This window comes from Pseudomonas sp. ZT5P21, assembly GCF_054897785.1.
Map to the genome: position 1 here is coordinate 4839923 of NZ_CM142705.1, position 26016 is coordinate 4865938.

The window sequence follows — 26016 nt, forward strand, 5'->3', positions numbered from 1 at the left end:
CGTTAAGTCGTTACCTCGGGCCTGGAGCAGTTACTGAGTGCAGGCATGCGCGCACCGAAATACGCCGCACTGCTCACACCCACCGCCCCCATCACGGCGCTGAAAATCACGCAGATCCACGGACTCCACGGCATCAGACCGATCAGCAACAGCGGTGTGATACTCGCCCATGCGGCGTAGGCAATGTTGTACGTAAAGGAAATCCCCGAGACGCGAATTCGCGCCGGGAACAGGCTGACCATGACCGAAGGCACCGCGCCGACCACGCCACAACAAAGGCCGGCAATCGCGTACGCCAGACCGATCCAGTCACGGCCAATAATCAGACTCGTATAGAGCACGCCAATGCCTAGCGGGAGCAGCACGCTGTACAGCATCACCGTGCGCCAGGCACCGATGCGGTCGACGAGCAACCCCGCCAGCACACAGCCGATATTCAGGAACACGATGCCCAACGCACTCAAGGCGAAGGTGTAGCTGGCGGTCATGCCGAAGGTTTTCTGCATCATGGTCGGGGTAATGACCACGAACACCACCACCGCCGATGTCAGCACGCAGGTCAGTATCATCGCAGGCAAAATGGCCAGGCGATGTTCGCGCAAGACCGTGCGCAATGGCAGTTCGGCTGCGGCATCACGCTTCGCCTGCATTGCCATGAACACCGGGGTTTCGCTTAGCCAGCGACGTAGCCAGACGCCTATCACGCCAAAGACGCCTCCCAGCAGGAACGGGTAACGCCACGCGTAATCGAGGATTTGCGCCGGGGTGAACGCCTGCGCCAGAAAGGTCGCCGTCAGCGCCCCGATCAAATAACCAAAAGTCAGTCCCGCTTGCAGGAAACCGAGCGCGTAACCGCGGTGCCCGGCCGGTGCGTGCTCAGCGACGAACACCCAGGCGCTCGGCACTTCACCGCCGACCGCCGCGCCTTGCAAAATCCGCAGAGCCAACAGCAACAGTGGCGCGAAATAGCCGATCTGAGCGTAGGTCGGCATGATGCCGATCAGCAGGCACGGTAGCGCCATCATCAGAATGCTCAGGCTGAAGACTTTCTTGCGCCCCAACTGGTCGGCGAAATGCGCCATCAGGATCCCGCCCAACGGCCTCGCCAGATAGCCGGTGACAAAAATCCCGAAGCTTTGCAGCAGGCGCAACCATTCGGGCATTTCCGGCGGGAAGAATAGCTGGCTGAGGGTCAGGGCGAAAAAAACAAAAATGATGAAATCGTAGATTTCCAGCGCACCGCCGAGAGCCGCAAGGCCGAGGGTCTTGTAGTCCGAGCGGCTGAAGGGTGCCGGGCGCGAATCGTTATGGGCAGTCATCAAAGAACTCTGGCACAGGCAAAAAACCAAGGCGCCCATGGTCTACGCAAACGCGCCAGCGGACAACCCGTTAGACCATAGTCTCGACCTGGTAAAACTTCGTCACGAAACGTGACCGATTGATTTACTGTTGGCACCTGTCCAAACGGGCGCTGCAGCCAATACCGATCAAAAACTGTAGGAGCGAGCTTGCTCGCGAAGGACTTGAGAGCGCCGCGTTTAGCCAGTAAACCCGCGTTATCGTTAACGACCATCGCGAGCAAGCTCGCTCCTACAACGGCATTACGCTTCTGCGGCCTTGAAGACCACAACAAACATAAAAATCGAGGTACTCCCGTGGCTGCTGATATCGAAGATACCCGCTCTGCCCGCTTTGCCCTGCGCTGTTCGAGTTTTGCCGAACGCTGGTTTCCCGATTCCTGGGTGTTCGCTGCGCTGGCGGTGATTATCGTCACCGTGGCGACCCTGTTCATGGGCGCCAAACCCACCGCCGCTGCCATGGCGTTCGGTGACGGATTCTGGAGCCTGATCCCATTCACCATGCAAATGGCGTTTGTGGTGATCGGCGGTTATGTGGTCGCCAGCTCGCCCCCCGCTGTGAAGCTGATCGACCGTCTGGCGCGGATACCGAAGAACGGTCGTTCCGCCGTGGCGTGGGTGGCGCTGATTTCCATGGTCGCGTCGCTGTTGAACTGGGGCCTGTCGCTGGTGTTCGGCGGCTTGCTGGTGCGTGCCCTCGCCCGCCGCGTCGATCTGAAAATGGATTACCGCGCGGCCGGCGCCGCCGCCTACCTGGGCCTTGGCGCCGTGTGGGCCTTGGGCCTGTCGTCGTCCGCTGCGCAATTGCAGGCCAATCCGGCCAGCCTGCCGCCGTCGATTCTGTCGATCACCGGGGTGATTCCATTCACACAGACGATCTTTCTCTGGCAGTCCGGCGTGATGTTGCTGGCGCTGATCGTGATCTCGCTGATCATTGCCTACGCCACCGCGCCCGGCCCGAACTCGGCCCGTGACGCGAAAGCCTGCGGCATCGATCCGAGTTTCAATCTGCCGCCGTTGCAACCGCGCACTCGCCCCGGCGAATGGCTGGAACACAGCCCGCTGCTGACGATTCTGCTGGTGCTGCTGGCGGCCGGGTGGCTGTTCCACGAGTTCTCGACCAAACCGGCGATCAGTGCGATTTCCGGGCTGAACACCTACAACTTCCTGTTCATCATGCTCGGCGCCCTGCTGCACTGGCGTCCGCGCAGTTTCCTTGATGCGGTGTCCCGCGCGGTGCCGACCACCACCGGCGTGCTGATCCAGTTCCCGCTGTACGGGTCGATCGCCGCGCTGATGACCACGGTCAAAGGCACTGACGCGCAGACTCTGGCCCACCACATCTCGACCTTTTTCGTACAAATCGCGTCTCACGACACCTACGCGCTGCTGATGGGCGTGTACTCGGCGATCCTCGGGTTCTTCATTCCGTCGGGTGGCGGCAAATGGATCATCGAAGCGCCGTATGTGATGCAAGTGGCTAACGACCTGAACTACCACTTGGGCTGGGCCGTGCAGATTTACAACGCCGCCGAAGCCCTGCCGAACCTGATCAACCCGTTCTACATGTTGCCTCTGCTGGGCGTACTCGGGTTGAAGGCGCGGGACTTGATCGGATTTTCGTTTGTGCAGCTGCTGGTGCACACGCCGCTGGTGCTGTTTCTGCTGTGGGCGTTGGGAACGACGCTGACGTATACGGCGCCGGTGATGCCGTAATGCAAAAAGGGGCCGATATTTCTATCAGCCCCACTTCTCGTTAAGCCCCTTCTGTTTCAGTATGTCCTCGTCCGATTCCAGGGCTCACACGCTGAAAAGGATCTGAGCATGTTCAAACTCGCAGGACTCACACTTGCCGCCCTCACCCTGAGCGCCGCCGCCCATGCGGATGCCGATCTGAAGCTGGGCAGCACCGAGCGCGTCACCCGGCTGTTCGCCTACCCCAACAACTGCAACGTGATCTGCTTTCGCAACTGGACGCTGGAGCAAACCGTCGAGCATTACCTGACACAGAGCGTGCAGCGCGATGGTTACAGCGATGCGAAGGTGCAGGTCAAAACCGATAACGATCAGCTCTATGCTGCAATCACCGGTGTGCCCAGGGGCTATGAAAAACCGCTGGCGGCGCTGCTCGATGCCGGTGATCTGGCCTATACCGGCGCCAGCAAGCTGAATGCCGATGGCAAGTGGGCTTACAGCTGGTACCTGTTCCTGCCACTGGGCATGGCCCTGGAAAACCGCAAAAGCGTCGAACTGTTGCACTTCCCGCCGGATTACTCCCTGACTCAGGCCCAGGACTACCTGGAGTCCAAGACCACCGATCGTTGGGCCACGCTGCTGACTGTCAACGGCATCCCTGCCGATCAGACGCCGGCTTATCAGACCATTATCGACATCGCGCCGATCGCCGCGCCATCCAACGCGGGCAAGGATCTGGAAGGGGTCTACGACTACTTCAAGGACTACCAGACCACCATGGTCAAGGAAGTCAGCCAAAACGCCAGCGGTGCCGCGCTGCCGATAGTCGCCTTCGGCGCACCGGTGCGTAACTGGATCAAGCAGCAATACGGGCCGACCGTGAACGTACTGGGCCTGGCCACCATCAGCCCGAGTGTAGGGGTGAAGGTGCCGGTGCTGGGTTCCAACCACCCGAGCTACATCTGGTACGCCGCCGACCCGGACAGCTATACCGGTAAAGATGCCCAGGCCCAGGCCGACGCGGCGGGCCTGAAAGTCATGGGCCAGGACTTGGCTGCCGCATGTTGGCAGGCCGCCATGGGCCGCAACCCGGACAGCCATCCAGACATTGAACTGAGAAGTTGCACCCAAACCTGGCAGGTGGCTCAGGCAGAAAAAACCTGCGAGCTGTTCTACACCTCGATCCGCAACCTGACGCCCGGGCAAGCCACAGCCAAGTGCGCGACGACACCGATCAAGTCTCAACTCAAACAGCTCAAAGCCCCGGCACCTGCGCCCGCGATGCCTGTTCCGCATTTGTAAAAGGCTGAAGCGTTCCTGCGTGAGCCTGGGCTGACGTGGGAGCGCGCGTTTTTCCTCTGTCAGTTATGACAGTAGACCGGTTAATTCTTTTGCGAGAGTCTTGAGGCGTACCCATGTGCTGCAGGACTGACAGGATGTCAGCCGACGGAGGTCGCAGCATTCTGCCGACAAGGATTGTTATGAGAACTCACGCCGATCCAGGAATACCACCGCCATCCAATGGCATCTATCCATTCAAAGAACTGCCCGTTCACCGTGGATTCCCCTCCAAAGACGACTTTCAGATCATCTACGACGCCCGACAATCGGCCATCGCTGTCGCAGCCCTGCGCGAATTCCACCGCCTGAGCCGGATCTGCCGGGTTTCCGGCCATTTGCTGCCCTATCGCTGCAGACATACCCGACAAATGGCGCCGGACATCCATTTCTATGATCCGCTCTTCTGCGGCCTGCTAGATCACAGCTGCGACCCCAATGTCTTTATCGACATGAGCGAACTGCGGTTATGGGCACTGAAAGACATCAAAAAAGGCGACCGACTGACGATGGACTTAGCCGCAACGGAAGACAAGCTGCAGCGACAGTTCGCCTGCCACTGCGGGTGTCCCTGTTGCCGTGGCTGGATCTGCGGCTACGCCGAGTCGCCGAATGCCAATGGAGAACAATTTTTCAAACATTGGCATCGGCGAAGCATCAGTTGAATGGCGTTACGACGCGTCGACCGGACGCAAACGATACTGCGCCGGCAACTGCTCGAAACCGCTGATGGTGGCGTTCAGGCTTTTCCAGCGACCGTCCTTGATGCCGTAGATGCAGCCGTGGATCGAGAGTTTCTGCCCACGGTGCCAGGCGTTTTGCACAATGCTGGTGTGCCCGACGTTGGCCACTTGCTGGATCACGTTGAGCTCGCAAAGGCGGTCGACCCGTTCTTCTTCGGTCGGCAATTTGGCTAGCTCTTCGCGCTTTTCATAATAGAGATCGCGAATCGAGCGCAGCCAACCGTCGATCAGGCCCAACTGACGGTCTTGCATCGACGCGCGCACACCGCCGCAGCCGTAGTGGCCGGTGACGAGGATGTGTTTGACCTTGAGCACGTCAACCGCGTACTGAATCACCGACAGGCAGTTGAGGTCGGTGTGCAGCACCACGTTGGCCACGTTGCGGTGGACGAATAGGTCACCAGGCAGCATGCCAACAATCTCGTTCGCCGGCACGCGGGCGTCGGAGCAGCCGATCCACAGGAATTCCGGCGTTTGCTGACGGGCCAGTTTGGCGAAGAAGTCAGGATCTTCTTTGGTGATCGCGTCAGCCCAGCGCTCGTTGTTATCAATCAGATCTTGTAATTCGTTCATGCTATGAAGCCTCGAGAATGATGCGCTGCTTTGACAGACAACCGTCCGTCGGGGTCACGCGCGCAATGCAGATTGTCGCTGATGCATATTACCTGCACTCCATGCTGGTGGAATTCTGAAGAGCCCAGTGGGTCCACCGTAGTAAGGCCCACAGTATGAGGAATTGCCATGACTGATTCACGACGTCCGTACGATGCGGTGCAACCCGAGCCCATCGACGACAACGAAGACCGCATGGGTTCGATGCATGAGCTGGATTTTGATGAGGAAGATCCCAGCACCAGAATCGGCGATGAGTTAATAGAAAACGAGCGCAAACAACTAATGCCCGAAAAACGCGTGCGTGAAGCCGGCATGACCGGCGCCTCCACCGATGACCATGAATCGACCGACGATGACATGAGCCCGGAAAACCTGATCCGTGAGGACGGCGCGCGGGATGCCAAAGAGGCGGGTGAAGATGGCCGGGCCGATTGGGATCTGAGCATTGTCGATGAAGATGACATCGGCGGTGGCAATGGGCTGGATGAAGAGGAACTGGCGCGGCGGGATCCGATGGATGGGAGTCGTTGATCGTTTCAATCAGTGATAATCCCTTCGAAAGCAAGCCTCGCTCCTGCAGGATTTCGGTGATCCCTGAGCGAGGATTGCCCGCGAAGCTTTAAAGCTCAGTCAACCAAAGTGCAGGCCATGACCACTGCATCTTCGCGTCCGCCCACCGCCGGATAATAATCCCGACGCCGGCCAATCTCGTTAAACCCATATCGCTCATACAACCGAAACGCCGAGCGATTGCTGTCGCGCACTTCCAGAAAACATTCCCGCGCCTCAGCCTTGTAGGCAATCGACATCAAATGCTCCAGCAGCGTCAAACCCAGGCCACGGCCCTGATTTTCCGGTTTGACAGTGATGTTCAGCAGGTGCGCTTCATCAAGAATGATCTGCACCACGCCGTGTCCGACCTGCTGCGAACCTTCGAACATCAGCCAGATCTGGTACTTGCCCAGCCCATCTAGAAATATCCCGCGGGTCCACGGATGGCTATACGCCGCGAATTCAATTTTCAGGACAGTGTCCAGGTCCGACTCGGTCATCGGGCGAAACGATACAGCGTCACTCATTCGATTCTTTCCATCGCGCCATCAGCCGACGCATGGCTTGCCAGACATCAGCCTTACGCTGTGGCTCTTCCATTAACAATTCCAGACCCGGCAGGGCCCATACCGAGCCCAGGCCTTCGACCTGGAGTTCGCGGTTGAACGACTCGGCATTCGTCTCACCGGCAAAACGCACCGCCGGCAGGCCGATCAGCCAGATGCAGACGCACGGGGCGTCTTCCAGGCGCGCCGAGAGAAAACCTTGCACAAAGTCGCGAGCGGCTTCCGGGCCTTGATCCATCGTGCCCCGGGACAACAGCGGCCAGCGCACCGGCTCACCGATGATCTGCGGGCTGTCCGGCAGACCGGCGGCGCGCAGCATGTCTTTAAGCAGCAAGTACGCAGGATCGCGGGTCTGGAAGGTTTCGCCTGTGGGTAACTCCACCAGCAGCAGACAGCGACCGGCGCGGAGCAATTGCAGGGCGAATCGCGGTGGCGGCACGATCGGCGCCTTGACTGCGACGGGCACGTCCTCATCTTCCACCTTGGCGTTCGTGCGTGTGCTGGCCAACGACGGCCGAGGCACGTCGATCTTCACCCGTTCGGCCGGTTTTTGCAGCGGTTCCGCAGGCGCATCAACCACAGCGGACGTCGCAACCGGCGCGACGACCAATGGCTCTGGCATCTCCAGCAGCTCGGGCCGCGAAGGCGCGGCAAAGGGCAATTCGGTGCGCGGCAGCCAGTTGACCACCTGCATGGCAGTCAAATAAGCGCGACGACGGGACTCGATAAGCAAAGGTCGGCCACTTGTGGATAACGAAAGTGCGCTGATTCTACCGCCCTTCGCTCAAGATCGCCCGCGCTGTTGATCGATAGACTTCACCGATAGTCTTTCCACCTATGAAAAATGGCGACAGCCCGTCCCGAGAGTGAATCGCATCGTCCCCGATGCAGTACAATCGCGGCTTTTAATCGCCAACCAGCCGGCCATTCCGATGATCGAACCCAAGCGCGTCTTGCGCGCCCTCGCTGAACACTGGGCACTTCTGGAGCCACTGTGCGAGCACTTCGACCAGGGCACACTGAGCCTCAACGAACTGCGCACGCAACTGGCCGCCCAGCAACTCGACAGTACGCCGCAGGACATCACCAGCCTGCTGGACGTGTGGATCCGCCTCGACATTCTGGTTCCCGTGGCGAAAAGCCCGAACCGTTTCGAGCTCAACGCGCAGATCCACGACTTTCTCGCTTACCTGCGCCGTGAGCACCGTCTGGGCCTGTGCCTGGAAATCGAAGCCTACCTGCGCCACCTCGAACGCCTGGCCGGTTACATCCAGGACGCCTTCGACATTCGCGACGGCCACGACCTGGCGCGCCAGTTGCGTCTGCTCGACATGCGTGTGCGCGATGTTTTGAAGAAACTCGCCAACGACGAACAGGCGCTGGTGGCCGTGGCGGAACGCGCCAAGACCAGCGACCGGCAGATTCCGCTGCGCCAGCGTTACGCCGAAGTGCTAGCGACCTGGGACGAATACGTCGAACCGATGATCCAGTTGGTAAACGCCGACGGCGCCTTCGAACAAGGCGTGCGCAAGGTCGAAAACGTCCTGCTGAAAATGCTCACCGAGCAGCAACGCCTCGGCCACTTGGTCGACGACGACATGCTGCTGCGCACGCACGCGCGCATCCTCGAAATGCAGACCAGCGCCCAGCTGACCCTGCGTCATGCCCGTGAACTGCTGCTTCCGCTGCGTGAAGAAGCGCGCCGGCATAACGCCGTGACCCGAGGCGCCGCGCTGGCCCTCGCGGCCATCCGCCGTAAAGGTATCGACGCGGTGCCGCAAGCGGCGATGCCGATGTTCACCCGGCCGCAAAGCACCTTTCTCGGCAGCGCCAGTCAGGTCGAAGCCTACGTTTACGCACTGGCGCGTTTCGAGCCAAAACCGGCGCGCTTCCCCAAGGCCCACAAGACCCAGAAAGGCGAAGCCCCGCGCGCACCACGCACCGTTCGCGAAATGCTCGAACGCTGCGAAGACGCGCTGCCGATGCCGGACCTGATGACCTGGCTGCTGGAGCAGGAGCCGGACGGCGCCACCGACGAATTGCTCTACTGGTTCTCGCGTCTGTCACGGGAGAAACGTTTCAAACGCGAGCGTCTGGAACGCCGCGATTACCACACTCATGAGCATCAGGTCAGCCTGCGCTCCTTCGCCCTGCTCTCGGCCCGCGACACCGCCGCCGAGGATTCTGCGAGCACTCCATATGCAACTTGATCTATCCGAATTGTCCCAACTGGCGCCGATCTTTCGCGAGCTGTTCAAGGGCTATCACGTCAGCCGCCGCGACCCGGAGCTGTACGCGCAACTGTCGAACTTCCAGGACCAGTACCGCACGCTGTTCAAGGCACTGGGCTTTGAGCTGGTCTGCGACACCCGGGGTTTCTACTACTTCGTGCCGGATCTCGCCGCCACGGCGGTGAACAAGACCGCGCAACGCCTGGCGCTGTTCACCTTCATCCTCGTCGAACATCTGGCGGATCAGGGCCGTGACCCGATTGCCGTGCTCGACGGTGGCAGCCTCGGTCGCGACGAATTGCCGTCGTTGCTGGAAAAGTACCGCGACCTGTTCATCCAGGCCGAAGTGCAGACCGTCGAAGAACTCGAAGAAAAAATCATGCGTCGCATGACTCAACTCGGTTTTGCCGGTGAAGAAAACGGTGTCTACCGTTTCCTGCCGCCGATGCACCGTTTCCTCGATGTCTGCCTGTCGGTCCAGCAGGATCGCGATCTGGCGGCCAGTCTGCACAGCGTGCTGCCACTGCCGGTGCCGGTGCTGATCGATGACGACAGCGACGAAAAGCTATTGGAAACCGATGACCCGCTGGACTTGAGCGACTTCAACGATGAAAGCGAAGAAGACGCCCTTGCCCGCGCCATTGCCGAAGAACAGGAGACCGACGCATGAGCAAGGAACGCTACGGCATTCGCCGCTTTGCCCTTTTGAACACCGCCGGTTACAGCCTCGGCCTGTTTCCGCTGGAAGAACCGCTGTCGGTCTACGGCGCGAACAACCTCGGTAAATCCGCTTCGATCAACGCCCTGCAGTTCCCGATTCTGGCACGCATGTCGGACATGAGTTTCGGCAAGTACAGCCTGGAACAATCCCGGCGCTTTTACTTTGCCTCGGACACCAGTTACATCCTGGTCGAAGTCTCACTGCCCCACGGTCCGCACGTAATCGGTGTAGTCGGTCGTGGCCCGGGCGGTGGTTTCGGTCACCAGTTCTTTGCCTACGCCGGCAAACTGGATCTGGCTCATTACCAGAAAAACGACACCTGCCTGCGGCAGAAAGAGCTGTTCACCAACCTGGAGCGCGAGGGCCTGAAAGCCTACGAACTCAAGCCGGATGAACTGCGGCGTTTGCTGGTCGGCGGTCACACCTCGATTCCGCTGGACCTGACCCTGATCCCGCTGCGTTCCACCAGCGAGCAGAGCCTGAAGACCTTCCGCGCCTTGTTCATCAACCTGCTACACATGCGCGAAATCACTGCGGCCAAGCTCAAGCAGTTGTTTCTTGATGCCTTTGAACACAGCCTGCGTTCCGGCAGCGTCGATTACATCGCTGCCTGCGAAGAAGCGTTTCGCGATGTAAGACGCATGGAGCAGGACTACAACTCGCTGGTCACCGCCGGCCCGTTGGTTGAAGCCCTCGCGGCAGGCGTGACCCAGCGCAATATCCTGCGCGGCAAGCTGCACCGTATTTCGCCGCTGCTCGACTCACTGCTTGGCACGTGGTCGGATTACGCCAGTGCGCGCAAGGAAGAGCTGACCATTCAGGCCGAGCATTACCGCAACGAGCAGGACGCGCTGCAAAACGATCAGCGCGGCGGCACTCAGGAATTGATGCGCCTGGAGCGGGAAATCAGCGGCATCCAGCGCTGGCTCGGCGAACTTTCGGCGCTGAAGAACCGCTTCGCGCTGGTCGATGACGTCAAGGTGCTCGAACAGCAACTGCTCGCGGCCAAGGACGCTCACGATGAACTGGCCGGCGCATTGGCGCAGTCGCGGCAGTTCTCTGCCGAAGACCTGGAAGAGCGTCTGCGGGATCTGGAAAAACGCCTGAAGTCGGTCAAGCAGCAACTCGATCACGCCGACAACAACAGCTACGCCCGCTTGCGTGAAGAGTTCTCGCAACAGGACGTCGAACGCCTGATGCGTCTGTTCAACAGCGCGCTGTTCAGCCTGCCGCTGGGCGAACATGGCATCACGCTGGACGAGGACGGTCAGTGGGTCAAATCCATGGAACTGATCCTCGATGGCTTCAACGGCGAGCGTTTCGAAGTACCGGGCCTGTCCATCGACATCTCGCATATCGAGCCTCCAGCGCTGCAAGCCCTGGCTGACCGCGCCGCATTGCGCGATCAGAAAGAACGACTGGAAAAAGAACTCAAGCAGCTTAAAACCCAACAAGCCGTGGCCGCCGACCGCGCCGCGAGTAAGACCCAGACCGAAGCGCTGTACCAGCAAGTGCTGGATGCGCAGAAAGCCCTGGAAGATTTCCGTCGCTCGCAAACCTTGAGTGCCGAGGAAAGCGACAAGCTCGAACAGCTGGCGCAGATGGAAGCCGCACAGGACGAATTGAAACGTTCCAGCGACGCCTTCACTGAACGGGTCCAGCAACTGTCGGCGAAGCTGCAACTGGTCGGCCGTCAGATCGGCGACATGGAAGCCAAGCAACGCACCCTCGACGACGCCCTGCGCCGCCGTCAGCTATTGCCGGCAGATCTGCCGTTCGGCACGCCGTTCATGGACCCGGTCGACGATTCCATGGACAACCTGCTGCCGCTGCTCAATGACTATCAGGACAGTTGGCAAGGTTTGCTGCGCAGTGACGGTCAGATCGAGGCGCTGTACGCTCAAGTCCGCCTCAAGGGCGTGGCCAAGTTCGACAGCGAAGACGACATGGAGCGCCGTCTGCAACTGTTGATCAACGCCTATGCGCACCGCACCGACGAAGCGCTGACCCTCGGCAAGGCCCGCCGCGCCGCAGTGACCGACATCGCCCGGACCCTGCGCAACATTCGCAGCGACTACGACAGCCTTGAGCATCAACTGGCGCTGTTCAACCGCGAGATCAACAAACGTCAGGTCTCCAACCTGCAGAGCTTCCGTATCGTCCTCGCGCCGAACAAGGAAGCGTTGAAGCACATCGACCAGATCATCCACAGCGCCGGTCAGTACGAAGAAGGCGAGACCCTCTCTGTATTCGACCTGAGCCAAAGTGCCGATCAGGACAACAAGAACGAAGAAGCCAAGGAGTACCTGGCGCGGCTGGTGGCGGCGAATCACAACCAGCTCGGACTCAAGGACTTGTTCGAACTGGCGTTCGAGATCACCAAGGTCAACGGTCAGCCGGTGATTCATACCGACATCGATGGTGCCGCGTCCAACGGCACGACTATGACCATCAAGGCGCTGACCAACATGTACTTGTTGCTGCACTTGATGGACCGCGACCAGGCCGGGCGCGTGCGACTGCCGTACTACCTCGACGAGGCGGCGGACATCGACGAGAAGAACCAGGCAGCGCTGCTGGAAACCAGCCTGCAACTGGGCTTCGTGCCGATCCTGGCCAGTGTGAAGCCGCAGGTTTGCGCCAGTGTTGCGATTGACCTGGAAGGTGGCAGCGGGCCGAACGGGATCTATATCGATGAAGCAGACTGGAAGTACATCCGTCGTCACGACGAGGTGAAGGCTGCCGTTAACGTTGAAGCGGATGAACCGGAGCTGGATGCGGTCTGATTTGTCTTAATATAAATGAAAAAGGCCGCGATCCAAATGGATCGCGGCCTTTTTTGTGGGCATTCATTTTATTTTTAAAGCGCGTTTTAGGGCCTCTTCGCGGGCAAGCCCGCTCCCACAGGGTTCTCGGTTGATCACAGATTCTGTGTACACCGCCATTTCCTGTGGGAGCGGGCTTGCTCGCGAAAGCGTCATCCCTGACGCCAATAGACTATTTACCTAGCGATATCTTCGGCGCCCAGGTCAGCCATTCATCTTCAAACTTGTCGAACAATGGAAAGGTTTGCTCCGGTCGCGCCGGATTACCCATTCGATCACCATCCGGGGTGGCGAAAGCGATGCCACCCTGAATCAGCGTCTCCAGCGATTCGGTGCGCACCGTCGCACCTTTGAACAAACCGTAGTCGAAACCAAAACCGCTGGTGTTCCAGAAACGTGTGCCACTGCGCACCAATGGCGCGTACTTGGGTTCGATCAGAATGTGCACCAATACACGGTCAGCCGTCTGGCCCAGTTCATAACCCGTCACCTTACCCACGGTAACCTCGCGATACGTCACCGGCACACCGGTTTTCAACGATCCACGGCGAGCGGCGCTCAGAACCAGGCTTAAACCGGCTTCCTGTTTGACGGCTTCCGGCGGATTGGCCAGTGCCACGAAGTTTTTCTGCGGGCCAAGGTTCTTCGCTGCTGGCTGCACTTCGATGTACTGGCCAGTCACCAGGGTTTCGAGGTTCGAGGTTTTGATCAGACCCAACTCGGGTTTGACCACCCAGAACTGACTGCCTACCCGGGCAATGCGCTCCGGCACTTCGGTGATCCGCGCGGTGAGCAGCACCGATTGCAGGTCATCGCTGAGGTCGACGTCTTCAATCTTGCCGACATCCAGGCCTTTGAATCTCACGGGAGTGCCGCTACGCAAGCCATCAGCGCGATCGACCTTGATCGTGACCACGGCGCCTTTCTGGTTGGCCTCTTCATGACTGGCGAACAGACGGAAACGTGGAATGCGTTTTTGCAATGGCGCATTGGTTTGTGGAGTTTCGAAAGCGATACCGCCGGCCATCAAGCTTTGCAGCGATTCACTTTTGACCTGGATTCCACCGGTCAGTCCACCCGTGAGCGTAATACCACTGGCGTTCCAGAAACGGGTCGAGGCGTTAACCAGCCCTTCGTATTCCTTCTCGATATGCACGCCGATCACCAACTGCTTTCTTTTGCGTGAGAACTGATAGCTTTGGACCGAACCGACCTTGACCTGCTTGTAGAGAATGGGACTGCCCACTTCCAGCGAACCGAGGTTTTCGGTGAACAAAACCAGGTGCAAGCCCGGTGATCGCAGGTCCAGCGGCGGCGCCTTGGCCCGCGCCACAAACTCGCGCTGCGGGGCGGCACCTTTATCGCCAGGACGCACGGCGATGTAGTTACCTTTGACCAGCGCCTCGAGCCCCGTGATACCCGCGAGGGAGATCGACGGTTTGACCACCCAGAACTGAGTGCCCTCGACCAGATAATCTTCGGCCAGTGGATCAAGGGTCAATTCGGCAGTAGCAGCGGACAGATCAGGATCGACCTTGAGCGCTTTCAGATTGCCAACCTGAATGCCTTTGTACATCACCGGCGTGCGACCGGCCTGCAGACCTTCGAAATCGCTGAGTTTGACCTTGACTCGAATGCCGGCCGCCGCCGCATCAAAATCTTCGTAGAGGCGGAACGGCAGGCTCGGATCGGTGGGCGGGCTGTCCTTGCGGTTTTCCGGCGTGGCAAACGCGATACCGCCGGCAACGATGCTGGCCAGGGATTCGCTGCGCACTTTCACGCCGGACAGGTTAGCGTCGATGCTGATGCCGCTGGCATTCCAGAAACGCGTGTGTTTGCGCACCAGTTTGGCGTAGGTGGGCTCGATGAACACCTTGAGCTCAACGGTGCTTTGGTCCTCGGACAACAGATAGCTTTTGATCTGACCGACCCTGATCTGCTTGTAGAACACCGGACTGCCGCGGTTCAGCGAGCCGAGGCGGTCAGCCTTGATGGTCAGGTGCAGGCCGGGCTGGGCGTCAGACAGCGGCGGCTCTTCGGCCAACGCCTTGAACTTGCGCGTAGGCTCACCTTCTCCCGGACTGATCGCAACATAGTTCCCGGAGACGAGGGTTTCCAGGCCCGTGATACCGGCCAGGGTCACACTCGGTTTGACGAGCCAGAAGCGCGTGCTGGTACGCAGATATTGCTCCACGTCCTTATTCATCTCGACGGTGGCAATCACTCCTTTGGAGGTGCCTTCGTCGTCGAGCTTGAGGGTTTTCACCTTGCCGACCGACATGCCTTTGTAAACGACTTCAGTCTTGTTGGCCTGGATGCCCTCACCACTTTCGAAACGCACCTGAATCTCAATGCCGGTTTCGGTGTAGGCACGCCAGCCGAGCCAGCCGCCAATGATCAGCGCGATCAGGGGCAACACCCAAATGGCGGACCAGTTCGAGGCCGGTCGGGTTTTCGCTGTAGGCAAATCAGTCATGGTCGTCGTCCGACTCCGTGTTATCCCAAATCAGTCGGGGATCGAAAGTTACTGCGGCAAGCATCGTCAGAATCACCACACTGGCAAAAGCGATAGCGCCAAGATTGGCTTCGACGCTGGCAAGCCGTCCAAAATTCACGACCGCTACGAGAATGGCAATCACAAAAATATCGAGCATCGACCAACGGCCGATGAACTCGATAAAGCGGTACATCCAAATGCGTTGGCGTGCCGAAAGCGGCTGGCGGCGCTGCACTGAAAACAGTAGCAATGCGATGCCCACGAGCTTGAACGTAGGCACCACAATACTGGCGATAAAAACCACGGCGGCGATTGGAATCATGCCGTGTTGAACCAGTTGGATCACACCGGACATGATGGTGCTGGGATCGCCCTGGCCGAGAGAGCTGACCGTCATAATGGGTAGCACGTTGGCCGGAATGTAGAGAATCGCCGCCGTGACCAGCAACGCCCAGGTACGAACGAGACTATTCGGTCGGCGGGCATGAACCAGCGCACCACAGCGGGTGCAGACCTGCTCGTCGCTGTCAGCGTCCTGCTTGTTCAACTCGTGGCATTCGGTACAAATCAGAATGCCTGCATCAATCGCCCGCATGGGCATCCTCTCCTGATAAAGCCTGCCAGATCTGATGAGGTGACATCACCACCTCCAGCCAGACCTGAACCAACAACAAACCGATAAAACACGCCAGTCCGAGACCGACAGTCATTGCTGCCATATCTGCCAGTTTGACGATCGCCACCAGAACGCCCATGAGGTAGACCTCTAGCATCCCCCAATCTCGTAGATGGTGATAAATCCGATAGAGCAGCAGACCGTAGCTACGGCCGATATCAAAACGAATACTCAGCAGCACGGCCAGCTGGCAGAGCAGCTTGAGTAGTGGGATTCCCATGCTGCACAAAAACACGATGACCGAAACACCTTGCATCCCGGTATCGAACAGGCCGACAACGCCGGTCCAGACAGTGTCTTGTGACGACTGCCCGAGTAGATTGAGCTGCATGATGGGTAAAAAGTTCGCCGGGATGTATAACAACAGCGCTGCAATGACCAAAGCAAGACTGCGTTGCACAACATTGTGCCGATGCGCGTAGAGCTCGTAGCCGCAGCGCGGACACAGGGCTTTCTCGCCATGGGCGAGCTTGGGCTTACGCATCAGCAAGTCGCACTCATGACAGGCAACCAAGTCATCCAGCGGTAATTCTGACAGCCTTGAGGCGTCAACCGGATCCGGCATAGCAGGCTCTTACTCCGAAAAGATGGACCTATTCTAGTGTTATGACTCGAAAATAACTGTGCAAATTTGTGTTGGACCGAATATGGCTTTTATTCCGGGCAAAACAAAACCCCAACTGCTTTCGCAATTGGGGTTTCGGAATTTAATCTTGACGATGACCTACTCTCACATGGGGAAACCCCACACTACCATCGGCGATGCATCGTTTCACTGCTGAGTTCGGGATGGGATCAGGTGGTTCCAATGCTCTATGGTCGTCAAGAAATTCGGTAGCCAGGTCGTGGGCCTTTGCAGGTTCACGCTCCAGCGAATGGGTATGCGATAGTTTGGTGTTTTGCGAGTCTCTCGAACTTTCGGTTCGTGTCGTCTTCACACACCGCAATCTGGCCTCTTTCGAGTTCACAAATTGCTTGGGTGTTATATGGTCAAGCCTCACGGGCAATTAGTATTGGTTAGCTCAACGCCTCACAGCGCTTACACACCCAACCTATCAACGTCGTAGTCTTCGACGGCCCTTCAGGGGACTCAAGGTCCCAGTGAGATCTCATCTTGAGGCTAGTTTCCCGCTTAGATGCTTTCAGCGGTTATCTATTCCGAACATAGCTACCCGGCAATGCCACTGGCGTGACAACCGGAACACCAGAGGTTCGTCCACTCCGGTCCTCTCGTACTAGGAGCAGCCCCTCTCAAATCTCAAACGTCCACGGCAGATAGGGACCGAACTGTCTCACGACGTTCTAAACCCAGCTCGCGTACCACTTTAAATGGCGAACAGCCATACCCTTGGGACCGGCTTCAGCCCCAGGATGTGATGAGCCGACATCGAGGTGCCAAACACCGCCGTCGATATGAACTCTTGGGCGGTATCAGCCTGTTATCCCCGGAGTACCTTTTATCCGTTGAGCGATGGCCCTTCCATACAGAACCACCGGATCACTAAGACCTACTTTCGTACCTGCTCGACGTGTCTGTCTCGCAGTCAAGCGCGCTTTTGCCTTTATACTCTACGACCGATTTCCGACCGGTCTGAGCGCACCTTCGTACTCCTCCGTTACTCTTTAGGAGGAGACCGCCCCAGTCAAACTACCCACCATACACTGTCCTCGATCCGGATAACGGACCTGAGTTAGAACCTCAAAGTTGCCAGGGTGGTATTTCAAGGTTGGCTCCACGCGAACTGGCGTCCACGCTTCAAAGCCTCCCACCTATCCTACACAAGCAAATTCAAAGTCCAGTGCAAAGCTATAGTAAAGGTTCACGGGGTCTTTCCGTCTAGCCGCGGATACACTGCATCTTCACAGCGATTTCAATTTCACTGAGTCTCGGGTGGAGACAGCGCCGCCATCGTTACGCCATTCGTGCAGGTCGGAACTTACCCGACAAGGAATTTCGCTACCTTAGGACCGTTATAGTTACGGCCGCCGTTTACCGGGGCTTCGATCAAGAGCTTCGCGTTAGCTAACCCCATCAATTAACCTTCCGGCACCGGGCAGGCGTCACACCCTATACGTCCACTTTCGTGTTTGCAGAGTGCTGTGTTTTTAATAAACAGTCGCAGCGGCCTGGTATCTTCGACCGGCATGGGCTTACGCAGTAAATGCTTCACCCTCACCGGCGCACCTTCTCCCGAAGTTACGGTGCCATTTTGCCTAGTTCCTTCACCCGAGTTCTCTCAAGCGCCTTGGTATTCTCTACCCAACCACCTGTGTCGGTTTGGGGTACGGTTCCTGGTTACCTGAAGCTTAGAAGCTTTTCTTGGAAGCATGGCATCAACCACTTCGTCACCCAAAGGGTAACTCGTCATCAGCTCTCGGCCTTAGACCCCCGGATTTACCTAAGAGTCCAGCCTACCACCTTAAACTTGGACAACCAACGCCAAGCTGGCCTAGCCTTCTCCGTCCCTCCATCGCAATAACCAGAAGTACAGGAATATTAACCTGTTTTCCATCGACTACGCTTTTCAGCCTCGCCTTAGGGACCGACTAACCCTGCGTCGATTAACGTTGCGCAGGAAACCTTGGTCTTTCGGCGTGGGTGTTTTTCACACCCATTGTCGTTACTCATGTCAGCATTCGCACTTCTGATACCTCCAGCAAGCTTCTCAACTCACCTTCACAGGCTTACAGAACGCTCCTCTACCGCATCACCTAAGTGATACCCGTAGCTTCGGTGTATGGTTTGAGCCCCGTTACATCTTCCGCGCAGGCCGACTCGACTAGTGAGCTATTACGCTTTCTTTAAAGGGTGGCTGCTTCTAAGCCAACCTCCTAGCTGTCTAAGCCTTCCCACATCGTTTCCCACTTAACCATAACTTTGGGACCTTAGCTGACGGTCTGGGTTGTTTCCCTTTTCACGACGGACGTTAGCACCCGCCGTGTGTCTCCCATGCTCGGCACTTGTAGGTATTCGGAGTTTGCATCGGTTTGGTAAGTCGGGATGACCCCCTAGCCGAAACAGTGCTCTACCCCCTACAGTGATACATGAGGCGCTACCTAAATAGCTTTCGAGGAGAACCAGCTATCTCCGAGCTTGATTAGCCTTTCACTCCGATCCACAGGTCATCCGCTAACTTTTCAACGGTAGTCGGTTCGGTCCTCCAGTTAGTGTTACCCAACCTTCAACCTGCCCATGGATAGATCGCCCGGTTTCGGGTCTATTCCCAGCGACTAGACGCCCTATTAAGACTCGCTTTCGCTACGCCTCCCCTATTCGGTTAAGCTCGCCACTGAAAATAAGTCGCTGACCCATTATACAAAAGGTACGCAGTCACCCAACAAAGTGGGCTCCCACTGCTTGTACGCATACGGTTTCAGGATCTATTTCACTCCCCTCTCCGGGGTTCTTTTCGCCTTTCCCTCACGGTACTAGTTCACTATCGGTCAGTCAGTAGTATTTAGCCTTGGAGGATGGTCCCCCCATATTCAGACAAAGTTTCTCGTGCTCCGTCCTACTCGATTTCATGACCAAGAGATTTTCGCGTACAGGGCTATCACCCACTATGGCCGCACTTTCCAGAGCGTTCCGCTAATCTCAAAGCCACTTAAGGGCTAGTCCCCGTTCGCTCGCCACTACTAAGGGAATCTCGGTTGATTTCTTTTCCTCAGGGTACTTAGATGTTTCAGTTCCCCTGGTTCGCTTCTTAAGCCTATGTATTCAGCTTAAGATACCTAACTTGTGTTAGGTGGGTTCCCCCATTCAGACATCTCCGGATCAAAGTCTGTTTGCCGACTCCCCGAAGCTTTTCGCAGGCTACCACGTCTTTCATCGCCTCTGACTGCCAAGGCATCCACCGTATGCGCTTCTTCACTTGACCATATAACCCCAAGCAATCTGGTTATACTGTGAAGACGACATTCGCCGAAAATTCGCGATTAAACTCACAAATTTTACCTTAGCCTGATCCGTTACCAGTGAAAGTAACGTCCAGTCTATCTTTCTATCACATACCCAAATTTTTAAAGAACGATCTAGCCAAAGACTAGAAATCAACATTCACCATCATCACAATGGAATGCTCATTTCTAAGCTTTCAACAAACAGAAGCAGTAGTGGTGGAGCCAAACGGGATCGAACCGTTGACCTCCTGCGTGCAAGGCAGGCGCTCTCCCAGCTGAGCTATGGCCCCGTATTGCTACAGGTTCCCACACAAAAATTGGTGGGTCTGGGCAGATTCGAACTGCCGACCTCACCCTTATCAGGGGTGCGCTCTAACCAACTGAGCTACAGACCCAATTTCGGGCTGCTTCTTATCGTCTTCTTCAATGAATCAAGCAATTCGTGTGGGAACTTATGGAGCAGCTGATGTCGTCGATTAAGGAGGTGATCCAGCCGCAGGTTCCCCTACGGCTACCTTGTTACGACTTCACCCCAGTCATGAATCACACCGTGGTAACCGTCCTCCCGAAGGTTAGACTAGCTACTTCTGGTGCAACCCACTCCCATGGTGTGACGGGCGGTGTGTACAAGGCCCGGGAACGTATTCACCGCGACATTCTGATTCGCGATTACTAGCGATTCCGACTTCACGCAGTCGAGTTGCAGACTGCGATCCGGACTACGATCGGTTTTCTGGGATTAGCTCCACCTCGCGGCTTGGCAACCCTCTGTACCGACCATTGTAGCACGTGTGTAGCCCAGGCCGTAAGGGCCATGATGACTTGACGTCATCCCCACCTTCCTCCGGTTTGTCACCGGCAGTCTCCTTAGAGTGCCCACCATCACGTGCTGGTAACTAAGGACAAGGGTTGCGCTCGTTACGGGACTTAACCCAACATCTCACGACACGAGCTGACGACAGCCATGCAGCACCTGTCTCAATGTTCCCGAAGGCACCCATCCATCTCTGGAAAGTTCATTGGATGTCAAGGCCTGGTAAGGTTCTTCGCGTTGCTTCGAATTAAACCACATGCTCCACCGCTTGTGCGGGCCCCCGTCAATTCATTTGAGTTTTAACCTTGCGGCCGTACTCCCCAGGCGGTCAACTTAATGCGTTAGCTGCGCCACTAAGAGCTCAAGGCTCCCAACGGCTAGTTGACATCGTTTACGGCGTGGACTACCAGGGTATCTAATCCTGTTTGCTCCCCACGCTTTCGCACCTCAGTGTCAGTATTAGTCCAGGTGGTCGCCTTCGCCACTGGTGTTCCTTCCTATATCTACGCATTTCACCGCTACACAGGAAATTCCACCACCCTCTACCATACTCTAGCTCGTCAGTTTTGAATGCAGTTCCCAGGTTGAGCCCGGGGATTTCACATCCAACTTAACGAACCACCTACGCGCGCTTTACGCCCAGTAATTCCGATTAACGCTTGCACCCTCTGTATTACCGCGGCTGCTGGCACAGAGTTAGCCGGTGCTTATTCTGTCGGTAACGTCAAAACAGCAAAGTATTAATTTACTGCCCTTCCTCCCAACTTAAAGTGCTTTACAATCCGAAGACCTTCTTCACACACGCGGCATGGCTGGATCAGGCTTTCGCCCATTGTCCAATATTCCCCACTGCTGCCTCCCGTAGGAGTCTGGACCGTGTCTCAGTTCCAGTGTGACTGATCATCCTCTCAGACCAGTTACGGATCGTCGCCTTGGTGAGCCATTACCTCACCAACTAGCTAATCCGACCTAGGCTCATCTGATAGCGCAAGGCCCGAAGGTCCCCTGCTTTCTCCCGTAGGACGTATGCGGTATTAGCGTCCGTTTCCGAGCGTTATCCCCCACTACCAGGCAGATTCCTAGGCATTACTCACCCGTCCGCCGCTCTCAAGAGAAGCAAGCTTCTCTCTACCGCTCGACTTGCATGTGTTAGGCCTGCCGCCAGCGTTCAATCTGAGCCATGATCAAACTCTTCAGTTCAAACATCTTTGGGTTTTTAAGAAACCCTAAACTTGGCTCAGCAATCGTTGGTTACATCTTTGATTTCTCGCGGAGTAACTTGTGATGCTGATAATCTTGTTGACTATCAGTCTGACTCCACAAGCACCCACACGAATTGCTTGATTCAGTTGTTAAAGAGCGGTTGGTTAAGATCTTTCGTCTCAACCGAGGCGCGCATTCTACAGCGTCCTCTGTATCTGTCAAGCGGTTATTTTCAGAAGTTTTCAAAGTTTCCTTTGCAACTTCAACCACTTGCGCTTCCGATCTCTCGTTAGCGGGAGGCGAATTCTACAGCGTTGTTCGCTGCTGTCAACACCTCTTTTTCTCCGCTTTCGACCGAGGGGATCGAAACGTCAATAAGGCGAAAACACACTGCCTTACCAACTCCTTCTGGGCTTCGATGAGCTGAAGCAACTCGCTGCCGAAAACTGCGTAACTCTTTGTTTACCAAGGAGTTTTCCGTTTCGACTGCGCCGGAAGTGGGGCGAATTATAGACTTCCAGAATCTGCCGTCAACCCCTGATTTGGCTTTTCTTCAAGAAGATGACTTTTTAGCTCTTAAACGTGGGATTCGACGGGTAACAGAAGGTAGCCGGAGCAATAACAGCAGCCCCCCTATAAAGGCATAGACCGCCCACTCCTTGAGATCGGCACGTACGACCCACAGCATATGTAGCAATCCAAGACCCAGCACAACGTAAGCCAGTCGATGCAGCTTCTTCCAGCGAGCCCCCAAACGTCGCTGACTGTAACGATTGGAGGTCAACGCCAACACCAATAAACACAGGAATCCCAACGCACCGACAATAATGTACGGACGCTTGCGCAACTCGACACCCAGCTGGGACCAATCGAAACCCAGAATGAACGCCATGTAACCGCTCGAATGCAAAACCACGTAGGCGAAACACCACAAACCCAGCTGCCGTCGGACGGCAATCCAACCCGACCAACCGGTGAGTTTCTGCAAAGGCGTCATGCTTAACGTAATAAGCAGCAGCACAAGTGTCCCCAGCCCCAACCGATCAACCAGCACTTTGCCCGGGTCTGGCCCCAGCACATCCGCCCAAGCCTGATAGAGCCAAAGGAACGGCCATACCGCCGCCGCGATAAAGACACAGACGCGCCACAACGGATATCGCATCAGTAGTTCTTCCGCAGATCCAGCCCTGCATACAAAGAAGCGACTTCATCCGAATAGCCGTTGAACATCTGAGTGTCGCGAACATTGGGTTTGAACAGACCACTCGGCAAACGCCGCTCCCGAGCCTGTGTCCAGCGCGGATGATCGACTGTCGGGTTCACGTTGGCATAGAAGCCGTACTCGTCCGCAGCAATGCTCTGCCAGGTGGTTTTCGGCTGTTCGCTGACCAGACTGATTCGAACGATGGACTTGATGCTCTTGAAGCCGTACTTCCACGGCACCACCAAACGCAGAGGCGCGCCGTTCTGATTGGGCAACTCCCGCCCATACATGCCCACAGCAAGAATCGCCAACGGATTCATTGCCTCATCCAGACGCAGCCCTTCTACATAAGGCCAATCGATCAGGGCAAAACCAGAGCGCTGCCCCGGCATAGTCTTCGGATCCTGCAGTGTTTCGAAGCGAATAAACTTTGCTTTAGTGGTTGGTTCAACGGCATTGAGCAACGCAGAGACGGGAAATCCGATCCATGGAATGACCATGGACCAGGCCTCCACACAACGAAGACGATAGATGCGCTCCTCCAACTGATAAGGCTTCATGAAGTCCTCTAGCGCGTATCGCCCTGGCTTACTCACCTCCCCGTCCACCACCACGCTCCAGGGTTCGGTTTTCAGCGCGCCTGCATTGGCCGCCGGATCACCTTTATCGGTGCCGAACTCATAGAAGTTGTTGTAGTGGGTCGCGTCCTTGAATGGCGTGATCGCTTCATCCTTGACGTTGACCGCCCCCCACTTGATAGAAGGAAGTTTCTCGGCAAACCAGGAAGGCGCCTTGCCAGGCTCGACAGCCGGATAACGCACGGCATCGTCCGCACTGACCCAGGCCGGCAAGCTGCTCACAGCCAAACCGGCAACGGCAGCACCCAGCACATTTCGACGAGATAGATAGAGGGATTCAGGCGTAACGTCCGACTCATGGCAGTCGGACGTCTTAGGGACTTTGATCAGCATGGCAACTCCGCAGCATTGGAGGACTGATGCACCAATAGACTGCGGAGTATGAGGGAAATTACGTGTTTTTGTGCCGACGAAGACGTAACAGATATTGAATCGGACCGGATGCTGCGTAGGCGAGGAAAACCAGCAGCAGGATGCGCGGCGGATCACTGAATACGACGGCGAACACCAGCACGACAGCAAGGATCGCCACGAAAGGCACCCGCCCTTTCAGGTCCAGCTCCTTGAAGCTGTTGTACTTGATGTTGCTGACCATCAGCATGCCGGCAGCCGCGACCATTAGCGCTACCAGGAAAGACATCTTGGAACCCTGGATGCCGTAATCACTGAATGCCCAGACAATGCCTGCAACCACACCCGCTGCAGCAGGACTGGCCAGGCCGATGAAGTAGCGCTTGTCGGCGGTGCCCACTTGGGTGTTGAAACGCGCCAGACGCAACGCAGCGCCAGCGACATAAATGAAGGCGACCATCCAGCCAACCTTGCCCATATCACCCAAGGCCCAGCCAAATGCCAGCAATGCCGGCGCGACACCGAAGGCGACCATATCCGAGAGCGAGTCGTACTCGGCACCGAAGGCGCTTTGGGTGTTGGTCATCCGCGCAACGCGACCATCGAGGCCGTCGAGCACCATGGCAACGAAAATGGCAATCGCGGCAAATGCAAAATATTTGCTCGCGCCAATGGCATCACCGGCACTCAAGGCGCTCTGGGCACTCATCGAATTGATGATGGAGTAGAACCCTGCGAACAGGTTTGCGGTGGTGAAAAGATTCGGCAGAAGATAGATACCACGATGCCGGACTTTACGACCTTCAGCGTCATGCCCTTCTTCGATGTGCTCATCGATGGGCAGAAGGCTTTCGGCGTCAGAAGCCTGGTTTGGCTCTTCGGGACGTTCGCTCATGGACATTACCTTGCAACGGGGTGGAAAGTTTCGACAGGTGTCTGGGACGACGGTTCGGCCGCAAACGATGCAGCTTTATACCAGAACCGGCTCCCCAAACGAAAAAACGCGGCCCAGGCCGCGTTTTCCGTACAAGTGTGCGACTTAGTTTTTTTCTTTGTCGACGATCTTGTTGGCACCGATCCACGGCATCATGGAGCGCAGTTGCTCGCCGATGATTTCAATACCGTGAGCGGCGTTGTTACGACGCTTTGCAGTCATAGAAGGATAGCCGGTTGCGCCTTCGCTGATGAACATCTTGGCGTATTCGCCGTCCTGAATACGTTTCAGGGCGTTGCGCATGGCTTGACGGGATTCGGCGTTGATCACTTCCGGGCCGGTCACGTACTCGCCATATTCAGCGTTGTTGGAGATCGAGTAGTTCATGTTGGCGATACCGCCTTCGTACATGAGGTCAACGATCAGTTTCAGTTCGTGCAGGCATTCGAAGTAGGCCATTTCCGGCGCGTAGCCAGCTTCAACCAGGGTTTCGAAACCGGCTTTCACCAGTTCAACGGTACCGCCGCACAGAACGGCTTGCTCGCCGAACAAGTCGGTTTCGGTTTCGTCCTTGAAGGTGGTTTCGATGATGCCGGTACGACCACCGCCAACGCCTGCAGCGTAGGACAGCGCAACGTTTTTGGCGTTGCCGGAAGCATCCTGATAGATAGCGATCAGGTCAGGGATACCGCCGCCCTTGACGAACTCGGAACGCACGGTGTGACCCGGTGCTTTCGGCGCGATCATGATCACGTCGAGGTCAGCGCGCGGTACAACCTGGTTGTAGTGGATTGCGAAGCCGTGGGAGAACGCCAGGGTGGCGCCTTTCTTGATGTTCGGCTCGATTTCGTTTTTGTACAGGGCAGACTGGAACTCGTCCGGAGTCAGGATCATGACCAGGTCGGCAGCCGCAACAGCGGAAGCAACGTCGGTCACTTTAAGGCCATGGGCTTCGGCTTTGGCAACAGTCGCCGAACCTTTGCGCAGACCAACGGTAACGTCAACGCCGGAGTCTTTCAGGTTGCACGCTTGAGCATGGCCCTGGGAACCGTAACCGATGATGGCAACTTTCTTGCCCTGGATGATCGACAGGTCGCAGTCTTTTTCGTAATAAACTTTCATGAAATTCCCCTATATATCCAGGCCGTTCAGGCC

18 protein-coding genes, 2 tRNA genes, 3 rRNA genes and 1 pseudogene are annotated in these 26016 nt (G+C 56.9%); 7 read left to right on the forward strand and 17 right to left on the reverse strand.

From position 1 onward, the window contains the following. Positions 1-2: 2 nt before the first annotated feature. Positions 3-1319, reverse strand: coding sequence for an MFS transporter (locus ACYZT9_RS22495; RefSeq protein ID WP_462007478.1), 1317 nt, complete (start codon positions 1317-1319; stop codon positions 3-5). Positions 1320-1489: 170 nt separating this feature from the next. Further along, positions 1490-1573, reverse strand: a pseudogene (locus tag ACYZT9_RS22500) (outer membrane lipoprotein carrier protein LolA); the annotation flags it as partial. A gap of 82 nt (positions 1574-1655) precedes the next feature. Here ACYZT9_RS22500 and ACYZT9_RS22505 point away from each other — a divergent pair. The 3 genes from ACYZT9_RS22505 to ACYZT9_RS22515 all read left to right on the forward strand — a co-directional run bounded on the left by ACYZT9_RS22505 (position 1656) and on the right by ACYZT9_RS22515 (position 5056). Continuing rightward, positions 1656-3074, forward strand: coding sequence for a short-chain fatty acid transporter (locus ACYZT9_RS22505; protein WP_462007479.1), 1419 nt, complete (start codon positions 1656-1658; stop codon positions 3072-3074). 108 nt (positions 3075-3182) lie between these two features. After that, positions 3183-4355 carry a hypothetical protein gene (locus ACYZT9_RS22510; protein WP_462007480.1) on the forward strand — a complete coding sequence of 391 codons (1173 nt, stop codon included), beginning with the start codon at positions 3183-3185 and terminating at the stop codon, positions 4353-4355. A 179-nt stretch (positions 4356-4534) separates the two neighbouring features. After that, the gene (locus ACYZT9_RS22515; protein WP_462007481.1) at positions 4535-5056 is read left to right on the forward strand and encodes an SET domain-containing protein; all 522 of its coding nucleotides are present in this window, start codon (positions 4535-4537) and stop codon (positions 5054-5056) included. A 6-nt stretch (positions 5057-5062) separates the two neighbouring features. Here the strand turns inward: ACYZT9_RS22515 and can are convergent, their stop codons facing one another. Continuing rightward, entirely contained in the window at positions 5063-5707 is a 645-nt protein-coding gene (gene can, locus ACYZT9_RS22520; RefSeq protein ID WP_462007482.1) for a carbonate dehydratase, read from the reverse strand. Between the two features lie 168 nt (positions 5708-5875). On the opposite strand from can, the gene ACYZT9_RS22525 reads away from it, so the two are divergent. Next, positions 5876-6280, forward strand: a complete 405-nt coding sequence (locus tag ACYZT9_RS22525; RefSeq protein ID WP_462007483.1) for a serine kinase/phosphatase — start codon at positions 5876-5878, stop codon at positions 6278-6280. A 95-nt stretch (positions 6281-6375) separates the two neighbouring features. On the opposite strand, the gene rimI is transcribed toward ACYZT9_RS22525, so the two are convergent. Together rimI and ACYZT9_RS22535 are read right to left on the reverse strand one after the other, a co-directional pair. Further along, positions 6376-6828, reverse strand: coding sequence for a ribosomal protein S18-alanine N-acetyltransferase (gene rimI, locus ACYZT9_RS22530; RefSeq protein WP_462007484.1), 453 nt, complete (start codon positions 6826-6828; stop codon positions 6376-6378). Next, on the reverse strand, positions 6821-7561 hold the full coding sequence (locus ACYZT9_RS22535; protein ID WP_462010274.1) for an energy transducer TonB: 741 nt from the start codon (positions 7559-7561) through the stop codon (positions 6821-6823). The genes rimI and ACYZT9_RS22535 overlap by 8 nt, the downstream gene beginning before the upstream one ends. Before the next feature lie 238 nt (positions 7562-7799). Between ACYZT9_RS22535 and mksB the strand changes: the two genes are divergently transcribed. From mksB to mksF, 3 genes are read left to right on the forward strand one after another with little or no spacing between them, the layout of a single operon-like run. Then, on the forward strand, positions 7800-9077 hold the full coding sequence (gene mksB, locus ACYZT9_RS22540) for an Mks condensin complex protein MksB (protein ID WP_462007485.1): 1278 nt from the start codon (positions 7800-7802) through the stop codon (positions 9075-9077). Further along, positions 9067-9768, forward strand: coding sequence for an Mks condensin complex protein MksE (gene mksE / locus ACYZT9_RS22545; protein WP_462007486.1), 702 nt, complete (start codon positions 9067-9069; stop codon positions 9766-9768). Before mksB ends, mksE begins: the two co-directional genes overlap by 11 nt. Next, positions 9765-12605 (forward strand): Mks condensin complex protein MksF, encoded by a 2841-nt coding sequence (mksF, locus tag ACYZT9_RS22550; RefSeq protein WP_462007487.1) that lies wholly within the window; start codon positions 9765-9767, stop codon positions 12603-12605. Before mksE ends, mksF begins: the two co-directional genes overlap by 4 nt. Positions 12606-12816: 211 nt before the next feature. Here mksF and ACYZT9_RS22555 read toward each other — a convergent pair whose 3' ends face one another. The 12 genes from ACYZT9_RS22555 to ilvC all read right to left on the reverse strand — a co-directional run bounded on the left by ACYZT9_RS22555 (position 12817) and on the right by ilvC (position 25983). Continuing rightward, on the reverse strand, positions 12817-15120 hold the full coding sequence (locus ACYZT9_RS22555) for a PqiB family protein (protein ID WP_462007488.1): 2304 nt from the start codon (positions 15118-15120) through the stop codon (positions 12817-12819). After that, a complete protein-coding gene (locus ACYZT9_RS22560; RefSeq protein WP_462007489.1) occupies positions 15113-15736 on the reverse strand; it encodes a paraquat-inducible protein A in 624 nt (207 codons plus the stop codon). Before ACYZT9_RS22560 ends, ACYZT9_RS22555 begins: the two co-directional genes overlap by 8 nt. After that, positions 15723-16382, reverse strand: coding sequence for a paraquat-inducible protein A (locus ACYZT9_RS22565; protein ID WP_462007490.1), 660 nt, complete (start codon positions 16380-16382; stop codon positions 15723-15725). The genes ACYZT9_RS22560 and ACYZT9_RS22565 overlap by 14 nt, the downstream gene beginning before the upstream one ends. Before the next feature lie 146 nt (positions 16383-16528). After that, a 5S ribosomal RNA gene (gene rrf / locus ACYZT9_RS22570) occupies positions 16529-16644 on the reverse strand. 159 nt (positions 16645-16803) lie between these two features. Then, positions 16804-19695 (reverse strand): 23S ribosomal RNA (locus tag ACYZT9_RS22575). A gap of 236 nt (positions 19696-19931) precedes the next feature. Then, a tRNA-Ala gene (locus tag ACYZT9_RS22580) sits at positions 19932-20007 on the reverse strand. Between the two features lie 28 nt (positions 20008-20035). Next, positions 20036-20112: transfer RNA gene (locus tag ACYZT9_RS22585), tRNA-Ile, on the reverse strand. 82 nt (positions 20113-20194) lie between these two features. Beyond that, a 16S ribosomal RNA gene (locus tag ACYZT9_RS22590) occupies positions 20195-21731 on the reverse strand. The 16S, 23S and 5S rRNA genes sit together here with 2 tRNA genes alongside, the layout of an rRNA operon. Before the next feature lie 556 nt (positions 21732-22287). Further along, positions 22288-22896, reverse strand: a complete 609-nt coding sequence (msrQ, locus tag ACYZT9_RS22595; RefSeq protein WP_462007491.1) for a protein-methionine-sulfoxide reductase heme-binding subunit MsrQ — start codon at positions 22894-22896, stop codon at positions 22288-22290. Further along, entirely contained in the window at positions 22896-23909 is a 1014-nt protein-coding gene (msrP, locus tag ACYZT9_RS22600) for a protein-methionine-sulfoxide reductase catalytic subunit MsrP (protein WP_462007492.1), read from the reverse strand. The genes msrQ and msrP overlap by 1 nt, the downstream gene beginning before the upstream one ends. A 58-nt stretch (positions 23910-23967) precedes the next feature. Beyond that, positions 23968-24822 (reverse strand): CDP-diacylglycerol--serine O-phosphatidyltransferase, encoded by an 855-nt coding sequence (gene pssA, locus ACYZT9_RS22605; RefSeq protein ID WP_084323071.1) that lies wholly within the window; start codon positions 24820-24822, stop codon positions 23968-23970. 144 nt (positions 24823-24966) lie between these two features. After that, a complete protein-coding gene (ilvC, locus tag ACYZT9_RS22610; RefSeq protein WP_462007493.1) occupies positions 24967-25983 on the reverse strand; it encodes a ketol-acid reductoisomerase in 1017 nt (338 codons plus the stop codon). Positions 25984-26016: the final 33 nt, after the last annotated feature.